Here is a 19650-nt window from a genome sequence, read left to right as displayed (position 1 = left end):
GGATCTGCTCCTGTTCAAGCGTGAGGGGAATCGTCTTCCTCGTCATGGGATGGCGCCCAGCTGATGCCCTCGCCGTTTCGCCGCTGTTGCCATGCCAGCCAGACGAAGATCAGCGTGGCCATGCCGTAGCCGAACGACACGCCCGGCGAGGCATTGACCGCCAGGTGCGAGCCATGGATGAAGCCGAAGAAGGAAAGAAGCGTCGCGGCGCCGGCGTAGACCGCCGCCCAGTTGAAACGGCGGTCGATCACGAACACCGCGATGGCGCCAAGCATCAGGCCCGCCAGCACCGCGCCGCCGCCGGTCAGCTCCATGCCGTGATAGAGCACCCCGGCATTGGCCATGCCGCCCAGCACGGGGTCCGGAATCGCCGCGATATTGACGCCGCTGGCGCCCAGCGCGCCGTCAACCTGCGTCCGGGCCCACTCGGCGATGTTCGGCACGAGCGCCAGCACGATGGCTGGGGCGTGGCGTTTCGGCGATGCCTGGAACGCCTGCGCGCCGATCACGAGGCCGATGAACAGCAGGATCGGCACGATCGACACCAGCGGGATCAGCGACAGCAGCAGCGCCGTGAGGCCAAGGAAGCAGATCAGGCCAACGCCCACGCCCGTGGCCAGCGAGTAGCCGATGCGCCCGCCCATCGCTTTCCAGCCCGGGTGGCCGATATAGACTGCCGGCGGGAACGGCGAGCCCAGGAAGGCCCCGACAATGGCGCCAAGCCCGTCCGCCATCAGGATCGCGCGCAGGTTGTAGTTGTCGCCGCCGGCGCTGGCCGACTCGACGTTGTTGATGCCCTCGGTGAAGTTGTAGATGCCCAGCGGGATCGCCGTGACCAGAAGCGGCCAGATCTGCTCGAACGGGATCGAGAGCACGTCACCCCCCACCACCGGCAGGTGCAGCGAGAAATGCGTGATGGCTTCGCCCACGGCGCTCGGCTGCATCATGTCGCTCCAGCCGAGCGCGGTGGCGGTCCACGCCATGCCCGACCCCACCAGCACCACGGCCAGCCCGCCGGGCACGCCGAACGGCAGCCGCACGTTGCCGACCCACGACAGCAGGATGATCATGAAGCAGACCAGCCCGATCCAGGCCCCGTCGAACATCTGGTAGGCCGGCCGCATCGAGATGAACGCGATCGAGATGCCGGCCAGCGTACCCAGCATGGCCGCGCGCGGCGTGTACTTGCGGATGGTGGGGCCCACGAAGGCGCCGAGCAGCACGATGATGCCGACGATCAGCGCCCACACCAGCCCGAGTTTCCAGGCGACGATGGGGTCCTTCGTGGTCAGGTAGGCCGGCAGCATGACCACGAAGACCACGATGAACATGTGGGGTACGCTCGGGCCGTAGGGCATGGCGGTAACGGTGTCGCGCCCCTCCTTCCTGGCCAGTTGCCAAGCCAGCCAGGCGTAGAACAGGTTGCCGAGCGGCAACGCGATGCCCAGCGCCGGAAGGATGCGGCCGTAGACGGTATCGTCCGGCATCTGCACCACGTACAGCGCCAGCCCGGACAGGACCAGCACGTTCAGCAGGACATTGGTGAACAGGCCGAAGAAGGCGTTGAGGTCCCCCGCCACCCATAGGCGCGGATGCATGCCCGTGGCAAGCGGCTGCGTTCCCGAGGAAGTCTGGCTCACGATGACACTCCTTCCACATCAGAATTGTGAATCCGGAAAAGACGTCGTTGGTCGCGGCGGAAGTCCATGGCGGACCGGTTGCCCGGACAGGGCACCTTCCAGAATCTAGTGCGGAAATGGCGAAACGGCGGTCGCATCTCGATTGCACGTTTCTGTTGCCGCGCGTTGCGGACCACGCGGTGTCCGCGCCGGCATCAAGCAACCAATCCGGAGATATTAGGGAGGGTCGCGCGGCGCCGCGCTGCCCGAAATCAAAAGCTGCGGATCGCGTCCCGACAATCGGCGGGAGACCGTTCCGGGAAAATGGCAACAAACCCAGACCTGTAACGATTCCGCGAAAACAATAAAAAAACCCCGGCGCAAGGCCGGGGTCAAACTCCTGAGAGAAGATTCCCAATCAGCTCTCCAGCACAACCCTGTCGTCGGGCATCAGCCTTCGTAGGCGGTTTCGCCGTGCGAGGTGATGTCCAGGCCTTCGCGCTCTTCCTCTTCCGGCACGCGCAGGCCAATCAGCATGTCCACCAGCTTGAAGACCACCAGCGCGACCACGCCCGACCACACCACGGTGGTCAGCACGCCTTCGAACTGGATCCACAGCTGGCCGGCGATCGAGTAGTCGTCCGAGACCTTGTTGGCCACGTAGTCGTAGATGCCCACGCCGCCCAGGCTCGGGGCCGCGAACACGCCGGTCAGCAGCGCGCCGACGATGCCGCCCACGCCGTGCACGCCAAACACGTCCAGCGAGTCATCCACACCCAGCATGCGCTTCAGGCCGCTCACGCCCCACAGGCACAGCAGGCCAGCCACCAGGCCCATCACGATCGAGCCCATCGGGCCGACGAATCCGGCTGCCGGGGTGATCGCCACCAGGCCAGCCACCGCACCCGAGGCGCCGCCCAGCATCGACGGTTTGCCCTTGCCGATCCACTCGCCGAAGGTCCACGACAGCACCGCGGCGCAGGTGGCCAGCAGCGTGTTGACGAAGGCCAGCGCGGCGCCGCCGTTGGCTTCCAGGCCCGAGCCGGCGTTGAAGCCGAACCAGCCGAACCACAGCAGCGAGGCACCCACCATCGTGAAGGTCAGGCTGTGCGGACGAATCGCCTCGCGGCCGAAGCCGATGCGCTTGCCGAACATGAACGCGCCCACCAGGCCCGCCACGGCGGCGTTGATGTGCACCACGGTACCGCCGGCGTAGTCGAGCGCGCCCTTCTGGAACAGCCAGCCGGACTTGGCGGTGGCGGCAGCAGCGGCAGCGGCGTCGGTGTAGGCATCCGGACCCGGCCAGAACCAGACCATGTGGGCCATCGGGATGTACGCGAACGTGAACCACAGCACCACGAACACGAGCACGGCCGAGAACTTGGCGCGCTCGGCGAAGGCGCCGATGATCAGGCCGCAGGTGATGCAGGCAAACGCGCACTGGAACGCGAAGAAGACCAGTTCCGGGATGACCACGCCCTTGCTGAAGGTGGCCGCCACCGCATCGGGCGTCAGGCCCTTCATGAACAGCCGGTCGGTGCCGCCGAAGAACGCGTTGCCCTCGGTGAACGCGAAGCTGTAGCCGTAGATGGCCCACAGGATCGCCACGACCGAGAAGATCACCAGGCACTGCATCAGCACCGACAGCATGTTCTTGGAGCGGACCAGGCCGCCGTAGAACAGTGCCAGGCCCGGCAGCGTCATCAGGATCACGAACGCCGTGGCCACCAGCAGCCAGGCGGTGTCGCCCTTGTTGGGGACCGGGGCGGGTGCCGCGGCCGGTGCGGCCTCGGCCGCCGGAGCCGCTGCGGCGGGAGCGGCCGGCGCTGCTGCGGCGGCTGCCGGGGCAGCAGCGGCAGCCGCAGCGGCGGGTGCCGAGGCTTCGGCGGCGGGCTTGTCCTGTGCCACCGCTTGGGCGGACAGGCCCAGGCCGGCCGTGCCGAGCGCCAGCGTCATCGCGCCGGCCGTCAGGAATCTCTTGAACCAGGTTTTCATTTGCGTTGCCTCTGTCTCTTGTCTCTCTGGTGTCACAGCGCGTCGCTGCCGGTCTCGCCGGTCCGGATGCGGATGACCTGTTCGATCGGCGCGATGAAGATCTTGCCGTCGCCGATCTTGCCGGTGCGGGCGGCCTTCTCCACGGCCTCGATGGCACGCTCCACCACCTCGTCTGGCACGGCCACCTCGATCTTCACCTTGGGCAGGAAGTCGACGATGTACTCGGCACCGCGATACAGCTCGGTGTGGCCTTTCTGGCGGCCGAAGCCCTTGACTTCGGTCACGGTGATGCCGGACACGCCCACGTCGGAGAGCGCCTCGCGCACCTCGTCGAGCTTGAACGGCTTGATGACTGCAATGATGAGTTTCATCGGTTTCTCCTCGGGGGCAGCCCGTCAGGCGGGCCGCCATGCCTCAGGGGTGGTGATTAGAAAGTCTTGGTGATCGATGCCCAGGCCGCCGCCTTGCCGAGATAGCGGCCACGGTTGGCGCTCGTGTAGAACGATTCCTTCGCATTCGTATCCACGTACGCCACGGCCAGCGAGAAGCCCTTGCCCAGATCCTTGGTCAGGCCCACCTTCCAGTCGGTGTACGAGGCATCGCTGTTGCCGTCCACGCGCTGGTAGCCCACATGGGCGTTGAACGTCAGGTCCCAGAAGTTCAGGGGCACGTTGGCGGTCAGGTCGACGTAGTAGCTGTTCTTGCTGTCCGGGATGCCGAACAGGTTGGTCACCGAGTGCGAGTACTTCAGGAAGACCGGGCCGTAGCCGATGCCGGCGTAGAGTTCGGTGGTGTACGGGCGCGTGGTGGTGTAGCCGCCCGGATAGAAGTACTGCAGCACGCCCAGGTCATAGCTGAATTCGAGTTCGGAGACCTTGAACGTGTTCTTGAAGCCGCCGTAGAAGTCCATTTCGACCGGCGCGGACACCGAGCCGTCCGAGTCCTCGAGCCAGCTGATGCTCGAATTCCAGTTGCCGAGGTAGAAGCCGCTCTCGTGCGCGTAGTCGAACCCGCCCTGGATGGCCGGGCGCAGGTTGGTCTGGCTGATGCCGCGATAGCGGTAGTCAGACACCAGCGACACGTTGGCCGTAAACGTGTGGGGCGATGCCGGCTCGGCGGCTGCGGCGGCCGGCGCGGCGGCGTCCGGGGCAGTTTGCGCGAATGCAACCGGAGCTGCCAGGCTGAACAGTACCGCAGCGGCGCTGGCTGCAAGGCTCGACGTCTTCATCGGGTTCTCTCCTTTTCCTGAAATCTTCTGGTGGCTCGTTTTGAGGGATGCTGCTTTGGCTTTTTGCTCTGCTCTTTGGGTGACGCTCCTGGACTCCGATACTGCAACTGCCGTGCCAGCCGGAGACAGCGCGCGGAGCCTCGGCGTGCAGCGCCTTATAATTCACTTTTTTACGGGGATGCGCCGCTGGTCGTCCGCCACGATTTCGTTAAAAGATGTGTGCGGGCCTTGCCGGAGCTTTCATGGCGGGCGCCGACGCGCCATAATCCGCGTCATGAGGGGTCAAGTGCTGCGCGCTTGGCGTCTGGAAGCGGCACCGTCCCGCACGGTTCGCGGAGGGTGCGGGCGCCCCAAGGCGGTGCACCGCAACGCCAGTCGGACGGGTGCGAGACGTGGGTTTCGCGCCCCAATGCGGTGCACGCATGGCGCATGCGCCATCGGCGCCAGCCCCTATCCGAATCGGTTCACACAAAGGAGCCTCACCATGAAACCGACCGATCTGTTCAACGACCTGCAGAACAAGGTCAGCGAAGCGCTGCGCAACTCGCCGGCCAAGGACATCGAGAAAAACGTCCGCAGCATGATGACCCAGGGCTTTGCACGCCTGGATCTGGTCACGCGCGAGGAATTCGACGTGCAGTCGCAGGTGCTGGCGCGTACCCGCGCCCGGCTGGAGGAGCTGGAGGCGCGCGTCGCGGCGCTCGAAGCCCGCGGCGGCGCCGGTACGCCGCCCACGCCGGGAATATGAGCCCAGGCGCTCGCCCGCATTTCTCCCAGCCAGAAAGGCCACCGTTACCCGGTGGCCTTTTTCGTTAACACTTCCGAAAGGGAATTGGTCCCGGTATGAGCCTCGCAGTCCTGCGCAGCCGCGCGCTGACCGGCATCGAAGCGCCGCCCGTCTCCGTCGAGATCCATCTGGCGAACGGCCTGCCGGCGTTCAACATCGTCGGCCTGGCCGATACCGAAGTCCGCGAGAGCCGCGAGCGCGTGCGCGCCGCCCTGCTCAACAGCGACTTCGAATTCCCGAATCGCCGCATCACGGTCAACCTGGCACCGGCCGATCTGCCCAAGGAGTCCGGCCGCTTCGACCTGGCGATCGCGCTCGGCATCCTGGCTGCCAGCGGGCAGTTGCCGCCGGAGACGCTGGAACGCTTCGAGTTTGCCGGGGAGCTGTCGCTGGCCGGCGACCTGCGGCCGGTGCGGGGCGCGCTGGCCATGGCAATGGGATTGGCGCGCGACAACCGCGCCCGCGCCGCTGCCAACCTGCCACCGCGCGCTTTCATCGTGGCGCTGGAGAACGGCGCCGAAGCGGCGCTGGTGGCCGACCTCGCGGTCCATGCCGGCCGCACGCTGCGCGAGATCTGCCACCATGTCGGCCTGCTGCCCGAATGCCGGCTGCCGCGTGCCCGGCCGCCAGAACGCGGCCCGGCGCTCGCCGCGACGCCGGACATGCGCGACGTGCGCGGCCAGTTGCAGGCCCGGCGCGCCATGGAGGTCGCGGCGGCCGGCCAGCATTCGGTGCTGCTCGTGGGCCCGCCGGGCACGGGCAAGTCCATGCTGGCGCAGCGCTTTCCGGGCCTGCTGCCGCCGATGACCGAGGCCGAGGCGCTTGAAGCCGCCACCGTGCTGAGCCTGACGCCGGGGGGCTTCCAGCCCTCGCTCTGGGGCCGGCGCCCGTTCCGCAGTCCGCACCACACGGCCAGCGGGCCGGCCATGGTGGGCGGCGGCGGCAATCCGCGCCCCGGAGAAATCTCGCTGGCTCACCTGGGCGTGCTGTTCCTCGACGAGTTGCCCGAATTCGAGCGCCGCGTGCTCGAAGTCTTGCGCGAGCCGCTGGAGACGGGCCATATCACGATCTCGCGCGCCGCCGCCCAGACCGATTTCCCGGCGCGCTTCCAGTTCGTGGCGGCGATGAACCCGTGCCCGTGCGGCTACCTGGGCCATCCCACGCGCATGTGCCGCTGCACGCCGGACCAGATCCAGCGCTACCAATCGCGCATCTCGGGCCCGCTGCTCGACCGCATGGACCTGCAGATCGAAGTGCCCGCCCAGAACCAGCGCGACATGCTCGACGGCCCGCCCGGCGAGCCCAGCGAGACCGTACGCGAGCGCACCGTGGCCGCCCGCGATCGCCAACTGGCCCGGCAGGGCATGCCCAACAGCGACCTGTCCGGGCGCGCCATCGACACGCACTGCCCGCTCGACCCCGCCGCCCAGACCCTGCTGCGCGGCGCCATGGAGAAACTCGGCTGGTCCGCCCGCGCCTACTTCCGCGTGCTGAAGGTAGCCCGCACCATCGCCGACCTCGACGGCGCGGAAGTCCTGAGCGCGAAGCACGTGGCAGAGGCGATCCAGTATCGGCGGGTGTTGAGGACGGGGTGAGGGAGGACAGAACATGAATCCAATGCAAGCCGTTTTCTCAGACCCCTGGTGGTGGACCGTATTTCTCACGATCTTCCTTTCAGGCATGGCGGGCGGCGTTGTCCGATTTGTCCAGATGCGCCCGCAGGCCACCCGCCGGGGCGACTGGCTTGCCTCCACGATCATGGGCGTCGCATCGGCTTTCCTCGTGCCGCTGTTCCTGAACACGATCTCCAGCTCCCTGATCGCGGAATCCCGCGAAATGCCGGAGAAATTGTTCGTATTGATCGGCTTCTGCATCGCTGCCGGCTTTTTCGCGCAGCAGTTCCTCGATTCCGTGGGCCGGCGGGCACTGCGCATGTCGGAGGAAGCCAAGGCTGCCGCACAGGCCGCGGAAGCGACGGCCCAGTCCGCGCGCGAACACGCCCGGGCGGCCGACAACCGGGCCATCGCCATGTGGAAGGTCATCCAGTTGATCGACGACGAGGCCTACGCGGCCGCACTGGACGAAGCCGAATTCGTCATCAGCATCGACCCTGCCAACGCTGAGTGCTGGGCCTGGAAGGCCTACTGCCACAAGCGCCTGGGCGATCCTCAGGCCGCCGTCACGGCCATTGACCAGGCTCTGCGGATCGAGCGTAGAGACATCTGCAATTGGCTGTTCAATGCGGCTTGCTACCGCGTTTTGGATGGCGCCTCCTTTACCGAGATCAAACCTTTTCTGCTGCGGGCATGGCACGCTGCCTCTCCAAGCCAGCAAACCTGGCTGCACTCGGTAATGCAGAACGAGGTAGATCTGGCCGCCGTTCGGAACTGCCAGGAATATCAAGCCTTTATTTCCATGCTTAAGAAGGAGTCGCGCATGAGAGACGTACGCCCTATCCACTGAACCTCGGCCGGACACTCGCTCCGACACCACTCAACGAAAAAGGCCCCGCCAGAATCTGGCGGGGCCTTCCTGTTTCAAACGGGCGGTTCCAGCGGGGGCGGCGGTGGTTCCTCGATCGGGTCCTGATCGGGTGGGAAGCCCGGCGGCGGCGGTTCGCCGGGGGCGGGCTCGCGGTGGGCGCGCCAGATGGGTACCGCTGCGGTCAGGAGGGTGGCAAGGGGCATCGGGGGTCTCCAGGATGGCCGGTCACCCCTTATTGAAGCAAACCCGGGCGGACTGTGCCAGCCGGGGGGCTGCCCTACCCCTTCAGGCGTGGTGCCGGCGCACGAAGAACAGCGCCGCGCCCACGGCCATCAGCACGCTGCCGAAGAAGCGGTTCTGCCAGCGCACCGCACGGGCATTGCGGAACAGGCCCTGCATGCGCGAGGCCAGCAGCGCGTAGCCGTGCATCACGATCAGGTCGACAAAGACCATCGTGGCGGCCAGGATCGCCAGTTGGGGCCCGAGCGCGTGGGCGGGGTCGATGAACTGCGGCAGCACTGCCACCATGAAAATGATGCCCTTGGGATTGGTCACGTTGGTCAGCAGCCCCGTGACGAAGCGGCGCCGGGGGCTCATCACGGCCACGCGCGCGGCGCCGGGCGCTGCATCGGCATCGGTCTCCACCCGGGCCCGCCACTGTTGCACCCCGAGGTAGATCAGGTACAGGGCGCCAATGGTCTTGACCACCATGAACGCCTCCTCGGACGCCAGCAGCAGCGCGCCGAGCCCGCCGCCGGCAATCAGCAGGATGATGACGAGCCCGGTCTGCAGGCCAAGGATCGTCGTCGAGGTCTTGCGCAGGCCGTACGACAGCCCGTGGCTCATCGACAGCACGGCGCCCGAACCCGGCGACACGGCGATGACCCAGCACGCCGCGAAATAGGCCAACCAGACTTCCCAACGCATACAACTCTCCCTGATATAGAAGGAACGGAATTCAGAACGGGTGGAACCCCGTGAGGAACTGCTCGACCTGCTCGGCCTGACGCGTGTCGCGGGCAGCGTCGCCGGCTTCGAGCACGACTGCCTGGTAGACATGCACGCCCGACGCCACCAGCCGGGCGGTGAGCCGGCGCGGCGACTTGTCTTGCGGCGAGACGCCTGCCACCGACACCTCCACGCCGTCCAGCGGCACCGGCGGCTGGGTGGCGGACATCACCGTCACGGGCCGCGCCTGGGCCGGGGTGTCGGGATGGGCGCCGAGATTCGCCACGAGGCCGGCCTGCATCGAGGCCAGCGCATCGCGCCGCAGCGCCGGATCGTCGCCCGGCAGGGTCACCACGCCCACCGCGAACAGCGTCCCGTCGATATTGGCGGCTTCCATCGTCATTGGCAGCTTGCGGCCGGCAATCGACACCTCGCGGGCGGCGTTGGTCGGCTTGGCCGGATACAGCGCAGCGTACTTGCCGTCACTCGACACGATCGTGCGCCAGTCGTAGCGCGGCGAACAACCCGATAGCGCCAGCGCGAGCCAGAGCACGGCGGACAACAGCAGGGCGGACTTGCCAGGGCGGAGGGGGGCGGGGGCGGGCATATGGGGAGCGGCGCATTCGGGCGCAAGCCGCTATTATCGGGGAAGCCGCGCGGCCACGCACCCCCAACCGCCGCCGGCATCGCATTTCGTGAGGCCAGACATGCCAGTTCGCCCCCTGTTTCGCACCTTCCGATCGCTGTTCTGCGCCGGGCTGCTGGCTGGCGGCATCGGCGTGGCCTCGGCGGCGGCGCACCTGCCGCCCGTGACCGACATCCCCGCGCAGACCGCCGCCGCGGCACGGCATGGCGAGCCGCTGGTGGTGCTGGTGACCCTGCCCGGCTGCACCTACTGCGAGGCCGTGCGCCGCAACTACCTCGGCCCCCAACTGGCCGCCGGCGAAATCACCGCACGCGAAATCGACATGACCGCCGAGTCGCCGATCCGCGACGCGGACGGCACGATGACCACGGGCAAGCAGTGGGCGCAGGCACGCGGCATCACGCTGGCGCCGACCGTCCTGTTTCTCGACCGGCAGGGCCGCAACCTGACCGGCCCGCTGCGTGGCATGCAGGCCGATTTCTACGGAGCGTATCTGGAACAGGCGCTCGACGAGGCGCGCGCCCGGATGGCAGGCCGCTCGGCGGCCCGCTAGGCGGCGCCGGCCTGCCGGACACCTCCATCGGCGCGCGGCGGTAGAATGGCCGCTGTCCGCAGCCGTCCCCACTTACCAAGGCCGTACCCATGTCCACCACGACACCCGCCACTTCCCCGCGCAAACGCTGGCCCCTGGCCGTTGCCGTCGTCATCGTCGCGCTGCTCGGATTCTTCGGCTACCGCGCCCTGACCCCGGCCAGTTCCGTCCCCGACGCCACGTTCACGCTGCTGTCCGGTCAGAAAGTCACCACCGGCGACCTCAAGGGCAAGGTCTACCTGGTCAATTTCTGGGCGACCAGTTGCGTCACCTGCGTCAAGGAAATGCCGCAGATGATCGACACCTACAAGCAATTCAAGGACAAAGGTCTCGATTTTGTTGCAGTTGCGATGAACTACGACCCGCCGATGTACGTCGCCAACTACGCCAAGACCCGCGAACTGCCCTTCAAGGTCGCCATGGACTCCGACGGCTCCGCCGCCAAGGCCTTCGGCGACGTCCAACTGACGCCCACCACGTTCGTGGTCGACAAGAACGGCAAGATCCTCAAGCGCTACGTGGGCGAACCCGAGTGGGATGCGCTGCACAAACTGCTGGATGGGGCGTTGGGGGCAGCGTGATACCGCGCTGCAGTTGAGTGGATAAAACGGGCATCTTCAACGTGGCCTTGCTGCGGCATGGATTCGTCGATGCGGACCAAGCCCTGGCACGCGTGGATGACATGCCGATCGACATCGCCGCCCGGGGCCGGTTGCGGGCTCGCATCAGGCGTTGGGCGACGGCTGCAAGAAGCGTCGCCGAAACGTCCACCGTCAGCGACCCAAAAGCCACCTTGTAGCCACACGTGGCAGGCTCCGCCTTCAATCGCCTTGCCATCCCAAGCTGTATGGATATACAGTGAGCGCCAGATTTTTCCTAATTTCTCCCTCGCCGCCGTGTTGCCGGATCTTGCCCCCGATGCCGACGTTGCCGATCCGGCAGCGGATGGCCCTGCCTATCTTGCCCGCCTGAATCCCGAGCAGCGTGCCGCCGTGGAATACGCGGGCGATGCGCCGTTGCTGATCATTGCCGGGGCGGGGTCGGGCAAGACCAATACGCTGGCGCATCGGGTGGCGCACCTGGTGGTGGCTGGGGCCGATCCGCGCCGCATCCTGCTGCTGACGTTCTCGCGCCGCGCGGCTGCCGAGATGGGGCGGCGTGTCGAGCGGATCGTCGATCAGGCGCTGGGCATCCAGTCAGGCGCCGGGCGGGCGGCGCTGCAATGGTCGGGCACGTTCCACGCCATCGGGGCGCGGCTGCTGCGCGAATATGCCGAGACTCTGGGGCTGGCGCCCACCTTCACGATCAGCGACCGGGGCGACTCGGCCGACCTGATGCACGTGGTCCGGCACGATCTCGGCATGTCCGAGCAGACCTCGCGCTTTCCGCGCAAGGAAACCTGCCTGGCGATCTACTCGCGCGTGGTGAACACCCAGTTGCCGCTGGAAGTGGTGTTGAAAACACAATTTCCGCGCTATGCGATGTGGGCCGACGCGCTCCGGACGCTGTTCGCCGGCTATGTCGAGGCCAAGCAGAAGCAGCAGGTGCTCGACTACGACGACCTGCTGCTCTACTGGGCGCAGGCGCTGACCGAGCCGAGCATCGCGCAGGACATGGGGGCGCGCTTCGACCACGTGCTGGTGGACGAATACCAGGACACCAACGCGCTGCAGGCGTCGGTGCTGCTGGCGCTCAAACCGCACGGGCGCGGGCTGACCGTGGTGGGCGACGATGCCCAGTCGATCTACGCGTTCCGGGGCGCCACGGTGCGCAACATCCTGGACTTCCCGACGCAGTTCGCGCCGGCGGCCGAGCAGGTCACGCTGTCGCAGAACTACCGCTCGACGCAGCCGATCCTGCAGGCGGCCAATGCGGTGATCGGGCTGGCCGCCGAGCGGTTCACCAAGGACCTGTGGTCGGTGCGCGAATCGGCGGAGAAGCCCGGCGTGGTGGTGGTCAATGACGAGGCCGACCAGGCGCGCTTCGTGGTCGAGCAGGTCCTGGCGCGGCGCGAATCGGGGCTGGCGCTGATGCACCAGGCCGTGCTGTTCCGCGCGGCCGATCACAGCGCCCAGGTCGAGATCGAACTGGCCCGGCGCAACATCCCGTTCGTGAAGTTCGGCGGACTGAAGTTTCTGGAATCCACGCACGTCAAGGATGTGATGGCCGTGGTGCGCTGGCTGGAGAATCCGCGCGACCGCATGGCCGGCTTCCGCACGCTGCAACTGCTGCCCGGCGTGGGGCCGAAGACCGCTGCGCGCGTGCTCGAAGGGCTGGAAGCGGCCACCGAGCCGCTGGTGGCGCTCGAAGCCTTCGAGCCGCCGCCGGCCGCCGCGCCGGCCTGGGCTGACCTGCTGACGCTGGCGCGCACGCTGATGGCGCCCGCCTCGCCGTGGCCGTCGGAATTCGAGCAGGTGGTGGCGTGGTACGTGCCGCATCTGGAGCGGATGCACGACGACGCGCCCGCGCGGCAGGCCGACCTGCAGCAGATCGAACGCATTGCCGCCACCTATGGGTCGCGCGAGCGCTTCCTGACCGAGCTGACGCTGGACCCGCCGAGCGCGTCGAGCGACGAATCGGGCGTGCCGTCACGCGACGAAGACTACCTGATCCTGTCGACGATCCATTCGGCCAAGGGCCAGGAGTGGAAGGCGGTGTATGTGCTCAACGCGGTGGACGGCTGCCTGCCTTCGGACCTCGCCACCGGCACGACCGAGGAGATCGAGGAGGAGCGCCGGCTGCTGTACGTGGCGATGACCCGCGCACGCGACCACCTCGACGTGATCGTCCCGCAGCGCTTCTACGTGCACAACCAGGTGGGCTTCGGCGACCGCCACGTGTACGCGTCGCGCACACGCTTCCTGCCGAACCGGCTGATGCCGAATTTCTACAGCCGGTCCTGGCCGCCGCCGCCAATGCCGGGCGACGCGCCGGCCCGGCCCGCGCTGGCGCAGGTGGACCTGGCCGGACGGATGCGGGGGATGTGGAAGTAGTTTCGCTCCCTGCCGGTTTTCTCCCCTCTCCCGCTTGCGCGAGAGGGGAGCAGACACCTCAAAGCCCGTACCGCTTGATCTTGTCGTACAGCGTCGCCTTGCCAACATGCAGCAGGTCCGCCGCCTGGCTCACCGCGCCGCCGGTGCGCGCCAGCGTGTCGGCGATGACCGCGCGCTCGTAGCGCTCCATGCGTTCGCGCAGCGGCGTGGTTTCGTCGGCGGCTTCCGCTTTTGCCGCCGCCCCACCCTCGGGCACGCCGAGCACGAAGCGGTCGGCGGCGTTGCGGAGTTCGCGCACGTTGCCGGGCCAGGGCCGCTGCATCAGCTGCTGGCGCTGCGTCTCGGAGAGGATCGGGGCGGGCCGCGCGTAGCGCACGGCGGACACCAGCGTGAAATGCTCGAACAGCGGCACGATGTCTTCGCGGCGCTCGCGTAGCGGCGGCAGCGGAATCGTCACCACGTTGAGCCGGTACAGCAAATCCTGCCGGAACGCGCCCTGCGCCACCAGCGCCTCCATGTCGCCCTTGGCGGCGGCCACGATGCGCACGTCGATCGGCACGGACGTGTTGGAGCCCAGCCGTTCCAGCGTGCCCTCCTGCAGCACGCGCAGCAGCTTGACCTGCAGCGCCAGCGGCATGCTCTCGATCTCGTCGAGGAACAGCGTGCCGCCCGAGGCGTGTTCCAGCTTGCCAACCCGGCGCTTGCCGGCGCCCGTGAACGCGCCCGCCTCGTGGCCGAACATTTCCGATTCGAAGATCGCCTCGGGCACCGCGCCGCAGTTCAGCGCAATGAACGGGGCGTCGCGCCGCGTCGACAATGCGTGCAGGCTGCGCGCGGCCAGTTCCTTGCCGGTACCGGTCTCGCCGTTGATCATCACCGGCACGTCGGTGGCCGCCACGTTGGCGATCAGGTCGCGCACCTGTGCCATGGCCGGGGAGCGGCCGATGATGCGCGTGCCCGCCGCCTGCCCCGCCAGCTCGCGGCGCAGCGCCAGGTTCTCCAGTTCGAGCGCGCGCCGCTCCAGCGCGCGGCGTACCGTCTCGGTCAGCCGGTCCGCACCGAACGGCTTCTCGATGAAATCGTAGGCGCCCTCGCGCATCGCCTGCACCGCCATCGTAATATCGCCATGTCCGGTGACGAGGATCACGGGCACGCCGGGCGCCACGTTGCGGCAGTGCTGCAGCAGGTCCAGCCCCGAGGCCCCTCCGAGGCGCACATCGGTCACGAGCACGCCGGGGAAATCGGCGTCGAGGTGCGGCATCGCCGCCTCGGCCGAGGGCAGTGCCAGCACCGCGAAGCCGGCCAGCTCCAGGCTCTGGGCGGTGGCCTGGCGCACCAGCGGCTCGTCCTCGACAAACAGCACGCGCAGTCCGTCTTGCATCGCAATCATGTCCTTGTTCCTTGGTCCTGCGCGGCTCACGCCGCCACGGGCTGCCGCGCCCGCCGCAGCGTCACCACGAATTCGGCGCCGCCCCCGGGCATGTTGCCGGCGGTCAACTGCCCGTCGAACTCGCGCACGATCGACGACGAGATGGCCAGCCCGAGGCCCAGCCCCTGGCCGATCTCCTTGGTCGTGAAGAACGGCTCGAACAGGCGTGGCAGGGCCTCCGGGGCGATGCCGGGGCCGTTGTCGCGCACGGCGATGCGCACGCGCTCGTCGGCCAGCGTGACAATCACCTCCACATGGCCCTCGCCCCGGCCCTCGGCGGCGATGGCGTCCAGCGCGTTGCCGATCAGGTTCAGCAGCACCTGTTCCAGCTTCAGTTCATCGGCCCAGACGCCGAGTTCCGGATGGTGTTCCATGCCATGCACGGCCAGCGTGGCGGTGCCGAGCCGCGGGGCGATCAGCTGCAGCACGTGGTCGAGCGCCTTCTGCACCGGCACCGCGTTACGGCGCTGGCGCGCCTTGCCGGCGAACAGCTTGAGCTGGCCCGTGATCTTGCCCATGCGCTCGGTCAGATCGGCGATGGCGGACAGGTTGCCGGTGGCGGCGTCGAGGTTGCCGCGTTCGAGCAGCACGCGCGTGTTGTCCGAGAACGTGCGCAGCGCCGCCAGCGGCTGGTTCAGTTCGTGGGTGATGCCGGCCGCCATCTGGCCCAGCGCGGCGAGCTTGCTGGCCTGCACGAGTTCGTCCTGCGTCGCGCGCAGCTCGCTCTCGGCGCGCGTGCGCTCGGCCACCTCGCCTTCCAGTTGTTCGTTGATCGCCATCAGGTCGGCGGTGCGCGCCTCGACGCGCCGCTCCAGTTCGTCGTAGGCGGCTTCGAGCAGGCGGCGGCTGTACTGCATGTCGCGCGCCCGCTGGCGGCGCTGGCGCAGGTTGACCAGCAGCAGGCACACGCAGGCGTAGGCGAGCGCCGCCCCGATGGTGGCGCCGCGCGCGCTGGCCAGTACCGGGTCGAGCGGCGCCATGACCTGCATGTTCCAGCCGGCCGGGCCCACGGAGCGATTGATCTCCAGATAGCGGTCGGCGCCGTCCGCGGACAGGCCGAAGCGTTTGCCGGCGTCGTCGATGGCGTCGGGCACATCGGCGCTGCCGCGCTCGCTGCCGGCCACGCGTACCAGCCGCTCGCCGTCGTTGAGCGTGGCGCGCGCCAGCCAGCGCGTGACCGGCGAATCGAGCGGCTGCAGCGGCAGCGGGCGCACATCCACGTCGTGGTACTGGCGGGTCTTGTGGATTTCGGCCTGCAGCGCCTCCGGCAGTGGCCGCAGCGTGCGGTACTGCCAGCCGGGCATGGACGACAGGAAAATCACGCCATGGTTGTCCGACACCAGCAGCGGCTCGCCCCGGCCCGACCCGGCGCGCGGAAACCACTCCAGATTGAGCTTCACCACCGTGACGCCGATCACCTTGCCGGCCGCCTCGATCGGCTGGGCGATGTAGTAGCCCGGTTCGTCGCTGGTGATGCCGATGGCGTAGAAGCGTCCGATCTCGCCGTGGATGGCGCGCTGGAAATAGGGGCGGAAGCGGTAGTCGGTGCCGACGAAGCTGCCCGGCTCGCCATGGTTGCTGGCGGCCAGCGCCAGGCCGTTGGCGGCAATCACGTAGGTGGCCGAGGCCCGCGCGCGGCGGTTGACGTCGGCCAGGTAGTCATTGACCGCCGCGATGCGGGCGGGGTCTTCCGGCGCGGCCAGCAGCGCACGCACCGAGGGGTGCAGCGACACCAGCGCGGGCAGGAATTCGTAGCGGTCGAGCGTGGATTCGAGCGTGGCCGCGTAGCGGTCGGCCCGCATGGCCGTGGACTGCTGCAGCGCCGCAATGCCGCGCTGGACCGACAGCAGCCAGGTCAGCCCACACAGGATCAGCAGGCCGGCCAGCAGCGCCACGGCAAACCCCCACCAGCGCGAGCCGGTGCCCGGCGCTGGCAGCGCGCCGGGTGCGGCGGGGTCGTGCACGGCGAGGAAGTCGTCGGAATGGGGCATCGGGGCGCGCGAAAGCTCTCGCGCCGATGATACCCGCTGCCCGGAGGCGCTGCCCCCGGGCCGGGGACCGGTGCCGGCGGCGCCCGGGGCGGGCGTGCCGGAGCCGGCCGGGGTCACGTCAGCGGGCGTCGGCGAGCGCGACACCGTCATCGTCGCCCCGCAGCACGCGGTTAAGGCGCGCGCGGTCGAGTTCGCGTTCCCAGGCCGACACCACCACGGTAGCCACGCCGTTGCCGATGATGTTGGTCAGCGCGCGGCACTCGCTCATGAAGCGGTCGATACCGAGGATCAGCACCATGCCGGCCACCGGGATCGTCGGCACCACGGCCAGCGTGGCCGCCAGCGTGATGAAGCCCGAGCCGGTCACGCCGCTGGCGCCCTTCGAGGTCACCATCGCCACGGCCAGGATCGTCAGTTGCTGCAGCAGCGTCAGCTCGATATTGGTGGCCTGGGCGATGAAGATCACCGCCATGGTCATGTAGATGTTGGTGCCGTCGAGGTTGAACGAGTAGCCGGTCGGCACGACCAGGCCCACCACGGATTTCGAGCAACCCAGCTTCTCCATCTTCTCCATCAGGTGCGGCAGTGCGGCCTCGGACGAGCTGGTGCCCAGCACGATCAGCAGCTCTTCCTTGATGTACGCCACGAAGCGGATGATCGAGAAGCCCGTGAAGCGCGCCACGGTGCCCAGCACCACCAGCACGAACACGATGGCCGTGAAGTAGAACGTGCCGATCAGCTTCAGCAGCGGCACCAGCGAGCCCAGGCCGTACTTGCCGATGGTGAACGCCATGGCGCCGAACGCGCCGATCGGGGCCACCTTGGTGATCACGTGGACGATGTGGAAGAACACCTTCGAGACCTGGTCCACCATCTCGTGGATCACGCGCGCCCGGTCACCCACGATGGCCAGCGCCGAGCCGAAGAACAGCGAGACCAGCAGGATCTGCAGGATGTCGCCGTTGGCGAACGCGCTGAAGATCGTGTCCGGAATGATGTGCATGAAGAACTCGACCGTGCTCTGGCCGTGCGCCTTCGACACGTATTGCGAGATCGACTTGGTGTCGAGCGAGGCCGGGTCGATGTTGAAGCCCACGCCCGGCTTGAGCGCGTGCGACGCCAGCAGGCCGATCAGCAGCGCGAACGTCGAGACGATCTCGAAGTACAGCAGCGCCTTGCCGCCCACCCGGCCCACCTTCTTCATGTCGCGCATGCCGGCAATGCCGGACACCACGGTACAGAAGATGATCGGGCCGATGATCATCTTGATCAGCTTGATGAAGGCATCGCCGAGCGGTTTCATCTCCACGCCGGTCTGCGGCGCGAAATGGCCCAGCATGATGCCCACGGCAATCGCAAACAGAACCTGCACGTACAGGATCTTGTAGAAGGGTTTCCTCGTCATTGTCGTCCTCGGTGTGTTTGACCGGTGCCGGGCACTCGCAGGTGCCCGCGTCGCGCGCCTCTGGCCCGGGGGCATGGCGGCGCGTCTGATGTAACGATTTGCAACGGACGTGCCACCTGCGGCGTTGCCGCCAAGTCATTGATCTGCAAGGAAAAATCGGGGCGCAGGCGCGCGCGGCCGTCCGGGAGTCCGGAAAACCGGAATCGCAGGCTCCGGGGTTTCGGACATCGGCGATGTCCGGGGAGGTATCAAAAGTGTCTTTTACGACTCATTCAGGGCGATCGGCGTCTGCTGGAACGCGAAATGCAGCGTCCGGTCACGCAGCAGGGCATCGTCGTTTCCGGATTTCCGGTCTTGCATCCGCTGCGGGTGGCCGGGCCCGACCACGTATAATTCCGACCTTTCCCGATCCAGGCCGCGCGCGGCCGCCAGTGCGAGCCGCTGGCGACGCCCCCACCGGCACGCCGTCATGAGCAGCTACTACAAACACCACGTCTTCTTCTGCCTGAACGAGCGCGACGACGGCAAGGCCTGCTGTGCCGACCACAACGCCAAGGCCATGCAGGAATACGCCAAGAAGCGCTGCAAGCAGTTGGGCATCGCCGGGGCCGAAGGCCGCGTGCGGATCAACAAGGCCGGCTGCCTGAACCGTTGTGAACTTGGCCCGGTGCTGGTGGTCTACCCCGAGGCCGTCTGGTACACCTTCGTCGACCAGCAGGACATCGACGAGATCATCGACAGCCATCTGGTCAACGGCGTGCCCGTCGAACGGCTGATGGTGGATCGCTGAGCCCCTCAACGCCGAGCCGCGCCGGGTCCGAAGCCCGGTTTTTTGTCGTGCCGTTGCCTTTCCTGCCACCATGAACGCGCATACCCAGGTCACCACCATCGCCGGCCCCGTCGGCGCCATCGACATCTCGATCGATCTGCCGCAGAACGAGCCCGTGCGCGGGCTGGCGCTCGTGGCACACCCGCACCCGCTGTTCGCCGGCACCAAGGACAACAAGGTGGCCCAGACGCTGGCGCGCACGTTCGTCGCGCTGGGCTACGCCACGGTGCGTCCGAACTTCCGCGGCGTGGGCAATTCGGCCGGCGAGCACGACAAGGGCATCGGCGAGCAGGACGACCTGCTGGCCGTGATCGACTGGATGCGCACGCAGACCGCGTGGTCGCCCGATGCCGCCACGCTGCCGCTGGCGCTCGGCGGCTTCTCGTTCGGCAGCTTCGTGCAGACGCACGTGGGGCGCCGCCTGGCCGAGGCCGGCACGCCCGCCGAGCGGCTGGTGCTGGTGGGCACGGCCACGAGCCGCTGGGAGGTGGCCACCGTGCCCGCCGACACCATCGTGATCCATGGCGAGCAGGACGAAACCGTGGCGCTGGCCAGCGTGCTGGACTGGGCGCGGCCGCAGGACCTGCCGGTCATCGTCATTCCCGGCGCCGACCATTTCTTTCACCGCAAGCTGCACCTGATCAAGCAGCTTGTCGTCAACGCGTGGGTACGGTGATCCGTCCCGTCCGCGCAACCTTTTTTTC

The 19650-nt window shown here is 67.8% G+C and carries 17 protein-coding genes; 8 read left to right on the top strand and 9 right to left on the bottom strand.

Going from position 1 to position 19650, the window contains the following annotated elements:
- Positions 1 to 14 precede the first annotated feature (14 nt).
- The 4 genes from EV147_RS15760 to EV147_RS15745 form a co-directional block, all read right to left on the bottom strand.
- Positions 15 to 1640, bottom strand: a complete 1626-nt coding sequence (locus EV147_RS15760; RefSeq protein WP_198680263.1) for a hypothetical protein — start codon at positions 1638 to 1640, stop codon at positions 15 to 17.
- A 429-nt stretch (positions 1641 to 2069) separates the two neighbouring features.
- A complete protein-coding gene (locus tag EV147_RS15755; RefSeq protein WP_130392147.1) occupies positions 2070 to 3614 on the bottom strand; it encodes an ammonium transporter in 1545 nt (514 codons plus the stop codon).
- 32 nt (positions 3615 to 3646) lie between these two features.
- Complete coding sequence (locus EV147_RS15750) at positions 3647 to 3985, bottom strand: P-II family nitrogen regulator (RefSeq protein WP_130392146.1); 339 nt, start codon at positions 3983 to 3985, stop codon at positions 3647 to 3649.
- A 56-nt stretch (positions 3986 to 4041) separates the two neighbouring features.
- Positions 4042 to 4842 (bottom strand): TorF family putative porin, encoded by an 801-nt coding sequence (locus EV147_RS15745; protein WP_130392145.1) that lies wholly within the window; start codon positions 4840 to 4842, stop codon positions 4042 to 4044.
- A gap of 484 nt (positions 4843 to 5326) precedes the next feature.
- Here EV147_RS15745 and EV147_RS15740 point away from each other — a divergent pair, with 484 nt between their 5' ends.
- The 3 genes from EV147_RS15740 to EV147_RS15730 all read left to right on the top strand — a co-directional run bounded on the left by EV147_RS15740 (position 5327) and on the right by EV147_RS15730 (position 8092).
- Entirely contained in the window at positions 5327 to 5590 is a 264-nt protein-coding gene (locus tag EV147_RS15740; protein WP_130392144.1) for an accessory factor UbiK family protein, read from the top strand.
- A gap of 95 nt (positions 5591 to 5685) precedes the next feature.
- Positions 5686 to 7224, top strand: coding sequence for a YifB family Mg chelatase-like AAA ATPase (locus EV147_RS15735; RefSeq protein WP_130392143.1), 1539 nt, complete (start codon positions 5686 to 5688; stop codon positions 7222 to 7224).
- Positions 7225 to 7237: 13 nt separating this feature from the next.
- Positions 7238 to 8092 (top strand): tetratricopeptide repeat protein, encoded by an 855-nt coding sequence (locus EV147_RS15730; RefSeq protein ID WP_130392142.1) that lies wholly within the window; start codon positions 7238 to 7240, stop codon positions 8090 to 8092.
- A gap of 306 nt (positions 8093 to 8398) precedes the next feature.
- Here EV147_RS15730 and EV147_RS15725 read toward each other — a convergent pair whose 3' ends face one another.
- Positions 8399 to 9040, bottom strand: coding sequence for a LysE family transporter (locus EV147_RS15725; RefSeq protein WP_130392141.1), 642 nt, complete (start codon positions 9038 to 9040; stop codon positions 8399 to 8401).
- 31 nt (positions 9041 to 9071) lie between these two features.
- Positions 9072 to 9668 (bottom strand): hypothetical protein, encoded by a 597-nt coding sequence (locus EV147_RS15720; protein ID WP_130392140.1) that lies wholly within the window; start codon positions 9666 to 9668, stop codon positions 9072 to 9074.
- A 100-nt stretch (positions 9669 to 9768) separates the two neighbouring features.
- Between EV147_RS15720 and EV147_RS15715 the strand changes: the two genes are divergently transcribed.
- From EV147_RS15715 to EV147_RS15705, 3 genes are all read left to right on the top strand, one after another.
- Positions 9769 to 10260 (top strand): thioredoxin domain-containing protein, encoded by a 492-nt coding sequence (locus tag EV147_RS15715; protein WP_235844762.1) that lies wholly within the window; start codon positions 9769 to 9771, stop codon positions 10258 to 10260.
- 89 nt (positions 10261 to 10349) lie between these two features.
- Complete coding sequence (locus EV147_RS15710; RefSeq protein WP_130392139.1) at positions 10350 to 10880, top strand: TlpA disulfide reductase family protein; 531 nt, start codon at positions 10350 to 10352, stop codon at positions 10878 to 10880.
- 315 nt (positions 10881 to 11195) lie between these two features.
- Positions 11196 to 13292 (top strand): ATP-dependent helicase, encoded by a 2097-nt coding sequence (locus tag EV147_RS15705; protein ID WP_130392138.1) that lies wholly within the window; start codon positions 11196 to 11198, stop codon positions 13290 to 13292.
- 58 nt (positions 13293 to 13350) lie between these two features.
- Here EV147_RS15705 and EV147_RS15700 read toward each other — a convergent pair whose 3' ends face one another.
- The 3 genes from EV147_RS15700 to EV147_RS15690 form a co-directional block, all read right to left on the bottom strand.
- Positions 13351 to 14673 (bottom strand): sigma-54-dependent transcriptional regulator, encoded by a 1323-nt coding sequence (locus EV147_RS15700; protein WP_130392230.1) that lies wholly within the window; start codon positions 14671 to 14673, stop codon positions 13351 to 13353.
- A 35-nt stretch (positions 14674 to 14708) separates the two neighbouring features.
- Positions 14709 to 16712: a sensor histidine kinase gene (locus EV147_RS15695; protein ID WP_130392137.1), complete on the bottom strand. Its 2004-nt coding sequence runs from the start codon at positions 16710 to 16712 to the stop codon at positions 14709 to 14711.
- A 118-nt stretch (positions 16713 to 16830) separates the two neighbouring features.
- A complete protein-coding gene (locus tag EV147_RS15690; RefSeq protein WP_130392136.1) occupies positions 16831 to 18117 on the bottom strand; it encodes a dicarboxylate/amino acid:cation symporter in 1287 nt (428 codons plus the stop codon).
- Positions 18118 to 18586: 469 nt separating this feature from the next.
- Here EV147_RS15690 and EV147_RS15685 point away from each other — a divergent pair, with 469 nt between their 5' ends.
- Positions 18587 to 18907, top strand: coding sequence for a (2Fe-2S) ferredoxin domain-containing protein (locus tag EV147_RS15685; RefSeq protein WP_130392135.1), 321 nt, complete (start codon positions 18587 to 18589; stop codon positions 18905 to 18907).
- Between the two features lie 70 nt (positions 18908 to 18977).
- Positions 18978 to 19622, top strand: coding sequence for an alpha/beta hydrolase (locus tag EV147_RS15680; protein ID WP_130392134.1), 645 nt, complete (start codon positions 18978 to 18980; stop codon positions 19620 to 19622).
- Positions 19623 to 19650: the final 28 nt, after the last annotated feature.

Origin of the sequence: Cupriavidus agavae (genome assembly GCF_004217045.1) — a bacterium.
GTDB lineage: Bacteria > Pseudomonadota > Gammaproteobacteria > Burkholderiales > Burkholderiaceae > Cupriavidus > Cupriavidus agavae.
The sequence above is the reverse complement of the archived record's forward strand: the minus strand, read 5'-3'. Positions and strand labels throughout refer to the sequence as shown.

What these genes read in the sequence shown, in the direction of transcription:
- EV147_RS15700 (WP_130392230.1), bottom strand. Translation starts at nt 14,673, where the DNA reads ATGCAAGACGGACTGCGCGTGCTGTTTGTCGAGGACGAGCCGCTGGTG.
- EV147_RS15690 (WP_130392136.1), bottom strand. Translation starts at nt 18,117, where the DNA reads ATGACGAGGAAACCCTTCTACAAGATCCTGTACGTGCAGGTTCTGTTT.
- EV147_RS15735 (WP_130392143.1), top strand. Translation starts at nt 5,686, where the DNA reads ATGAGCCTCGCAGTCCTGCGCAGCCGCGCGCTGACCGGCATCGAAGCG.
- EV147_RS15680 (WP_130392134.1), top strand. Translation starts at nt 18,978, where the DNA reads ATGAACGCGCATACCCAGGTCACCACCATCGCCGGCCCCGTCGGCGCC.
- EV147_RS15750 (WP_130392146.1), bottom strand. Translation starts at nt 3,985, where the DNA reads ATGAAACTCATCATTGCAGTCATCAAGCCGTTCAAGCTCGACGAGGTG.
- EV147_RS15720 (WP_130392140.1), bottom strand. Translation starts at nt 9,668, where the DNA reads ATGCCCGCCCCCGCCCCCCTCCGCCCTGGCAAGTCCGCCCTGCTGTTG.
- EV147_RS15710 (WP_130392139.1), top strand. Translation starts at nt 10,350, where the DNA reads ATGTCCACCACGACACCCGCCACTTCCCCGCGCAAACGCTGGCCCCTG.
- EV147_RS15755 (WP_130392147.1), bottom strand. Translation starts at nt 3,614, where the DNA reads ATGAAAACCTGGTTCAAGAGATTCCTGACGGCCGGCGCGATGACGCTG.
- EV147_RS15715 (WP_235844762.1), top strand. Translation starts at nt 9,769, where the DNA reads ATGCCAGTTCGCCCCCTGTTTCGCACCTTCCGATCGCTGTTCTGCGCC.
- EV147_RS15745 (WP_130392145.1), bottom strand. Translation starts at nt 4,842, where the DNA reads ATGAAGACGTCGAGCCTTGCAGCCAGCGCCGCTGCGGTACTGTTCAGC.
- EV147_RS15725 (WP_130392141.1), bottom strand. Translation starts at nt 9,040, where the DNA reads ATGCGTTGGGAAGTCTGGTTGGCCTATTTCGCGGCGTGCTGGGTCATC.
- EV147_RS15730 (WP_130392142.1), top strand. Translation starts at nt 7,238, where the DNA reads ATGAATCCAATGCAAGCCGTTTTCTCAGACCCCTGGTGGTGGACCGTA.
- EV147_RS15695 (WP_130392137.1), bottom strand. Translation starts at nt 16,712, where the DNA reads ATGCCCCATTCCGACGACTTCCTCGCCGTGCACGACCCCGCCGCACCC.
- EV147_RS15685 (WP_130392135.1), top strand. Translation starts at nt 18,587, where the DNA reads ATGAGCAGCTACTACAAACACCACGTCTTCTTCTGCCTGAACGAGCGC.
- EV147_RS15740 (WP_130392144.1), top strand. Translation starts at nt 5,327, where the DNA reads ATGAAACCGACCGATCTGTTCAACGACCTGCAGAACAAGGTCAGCGAA.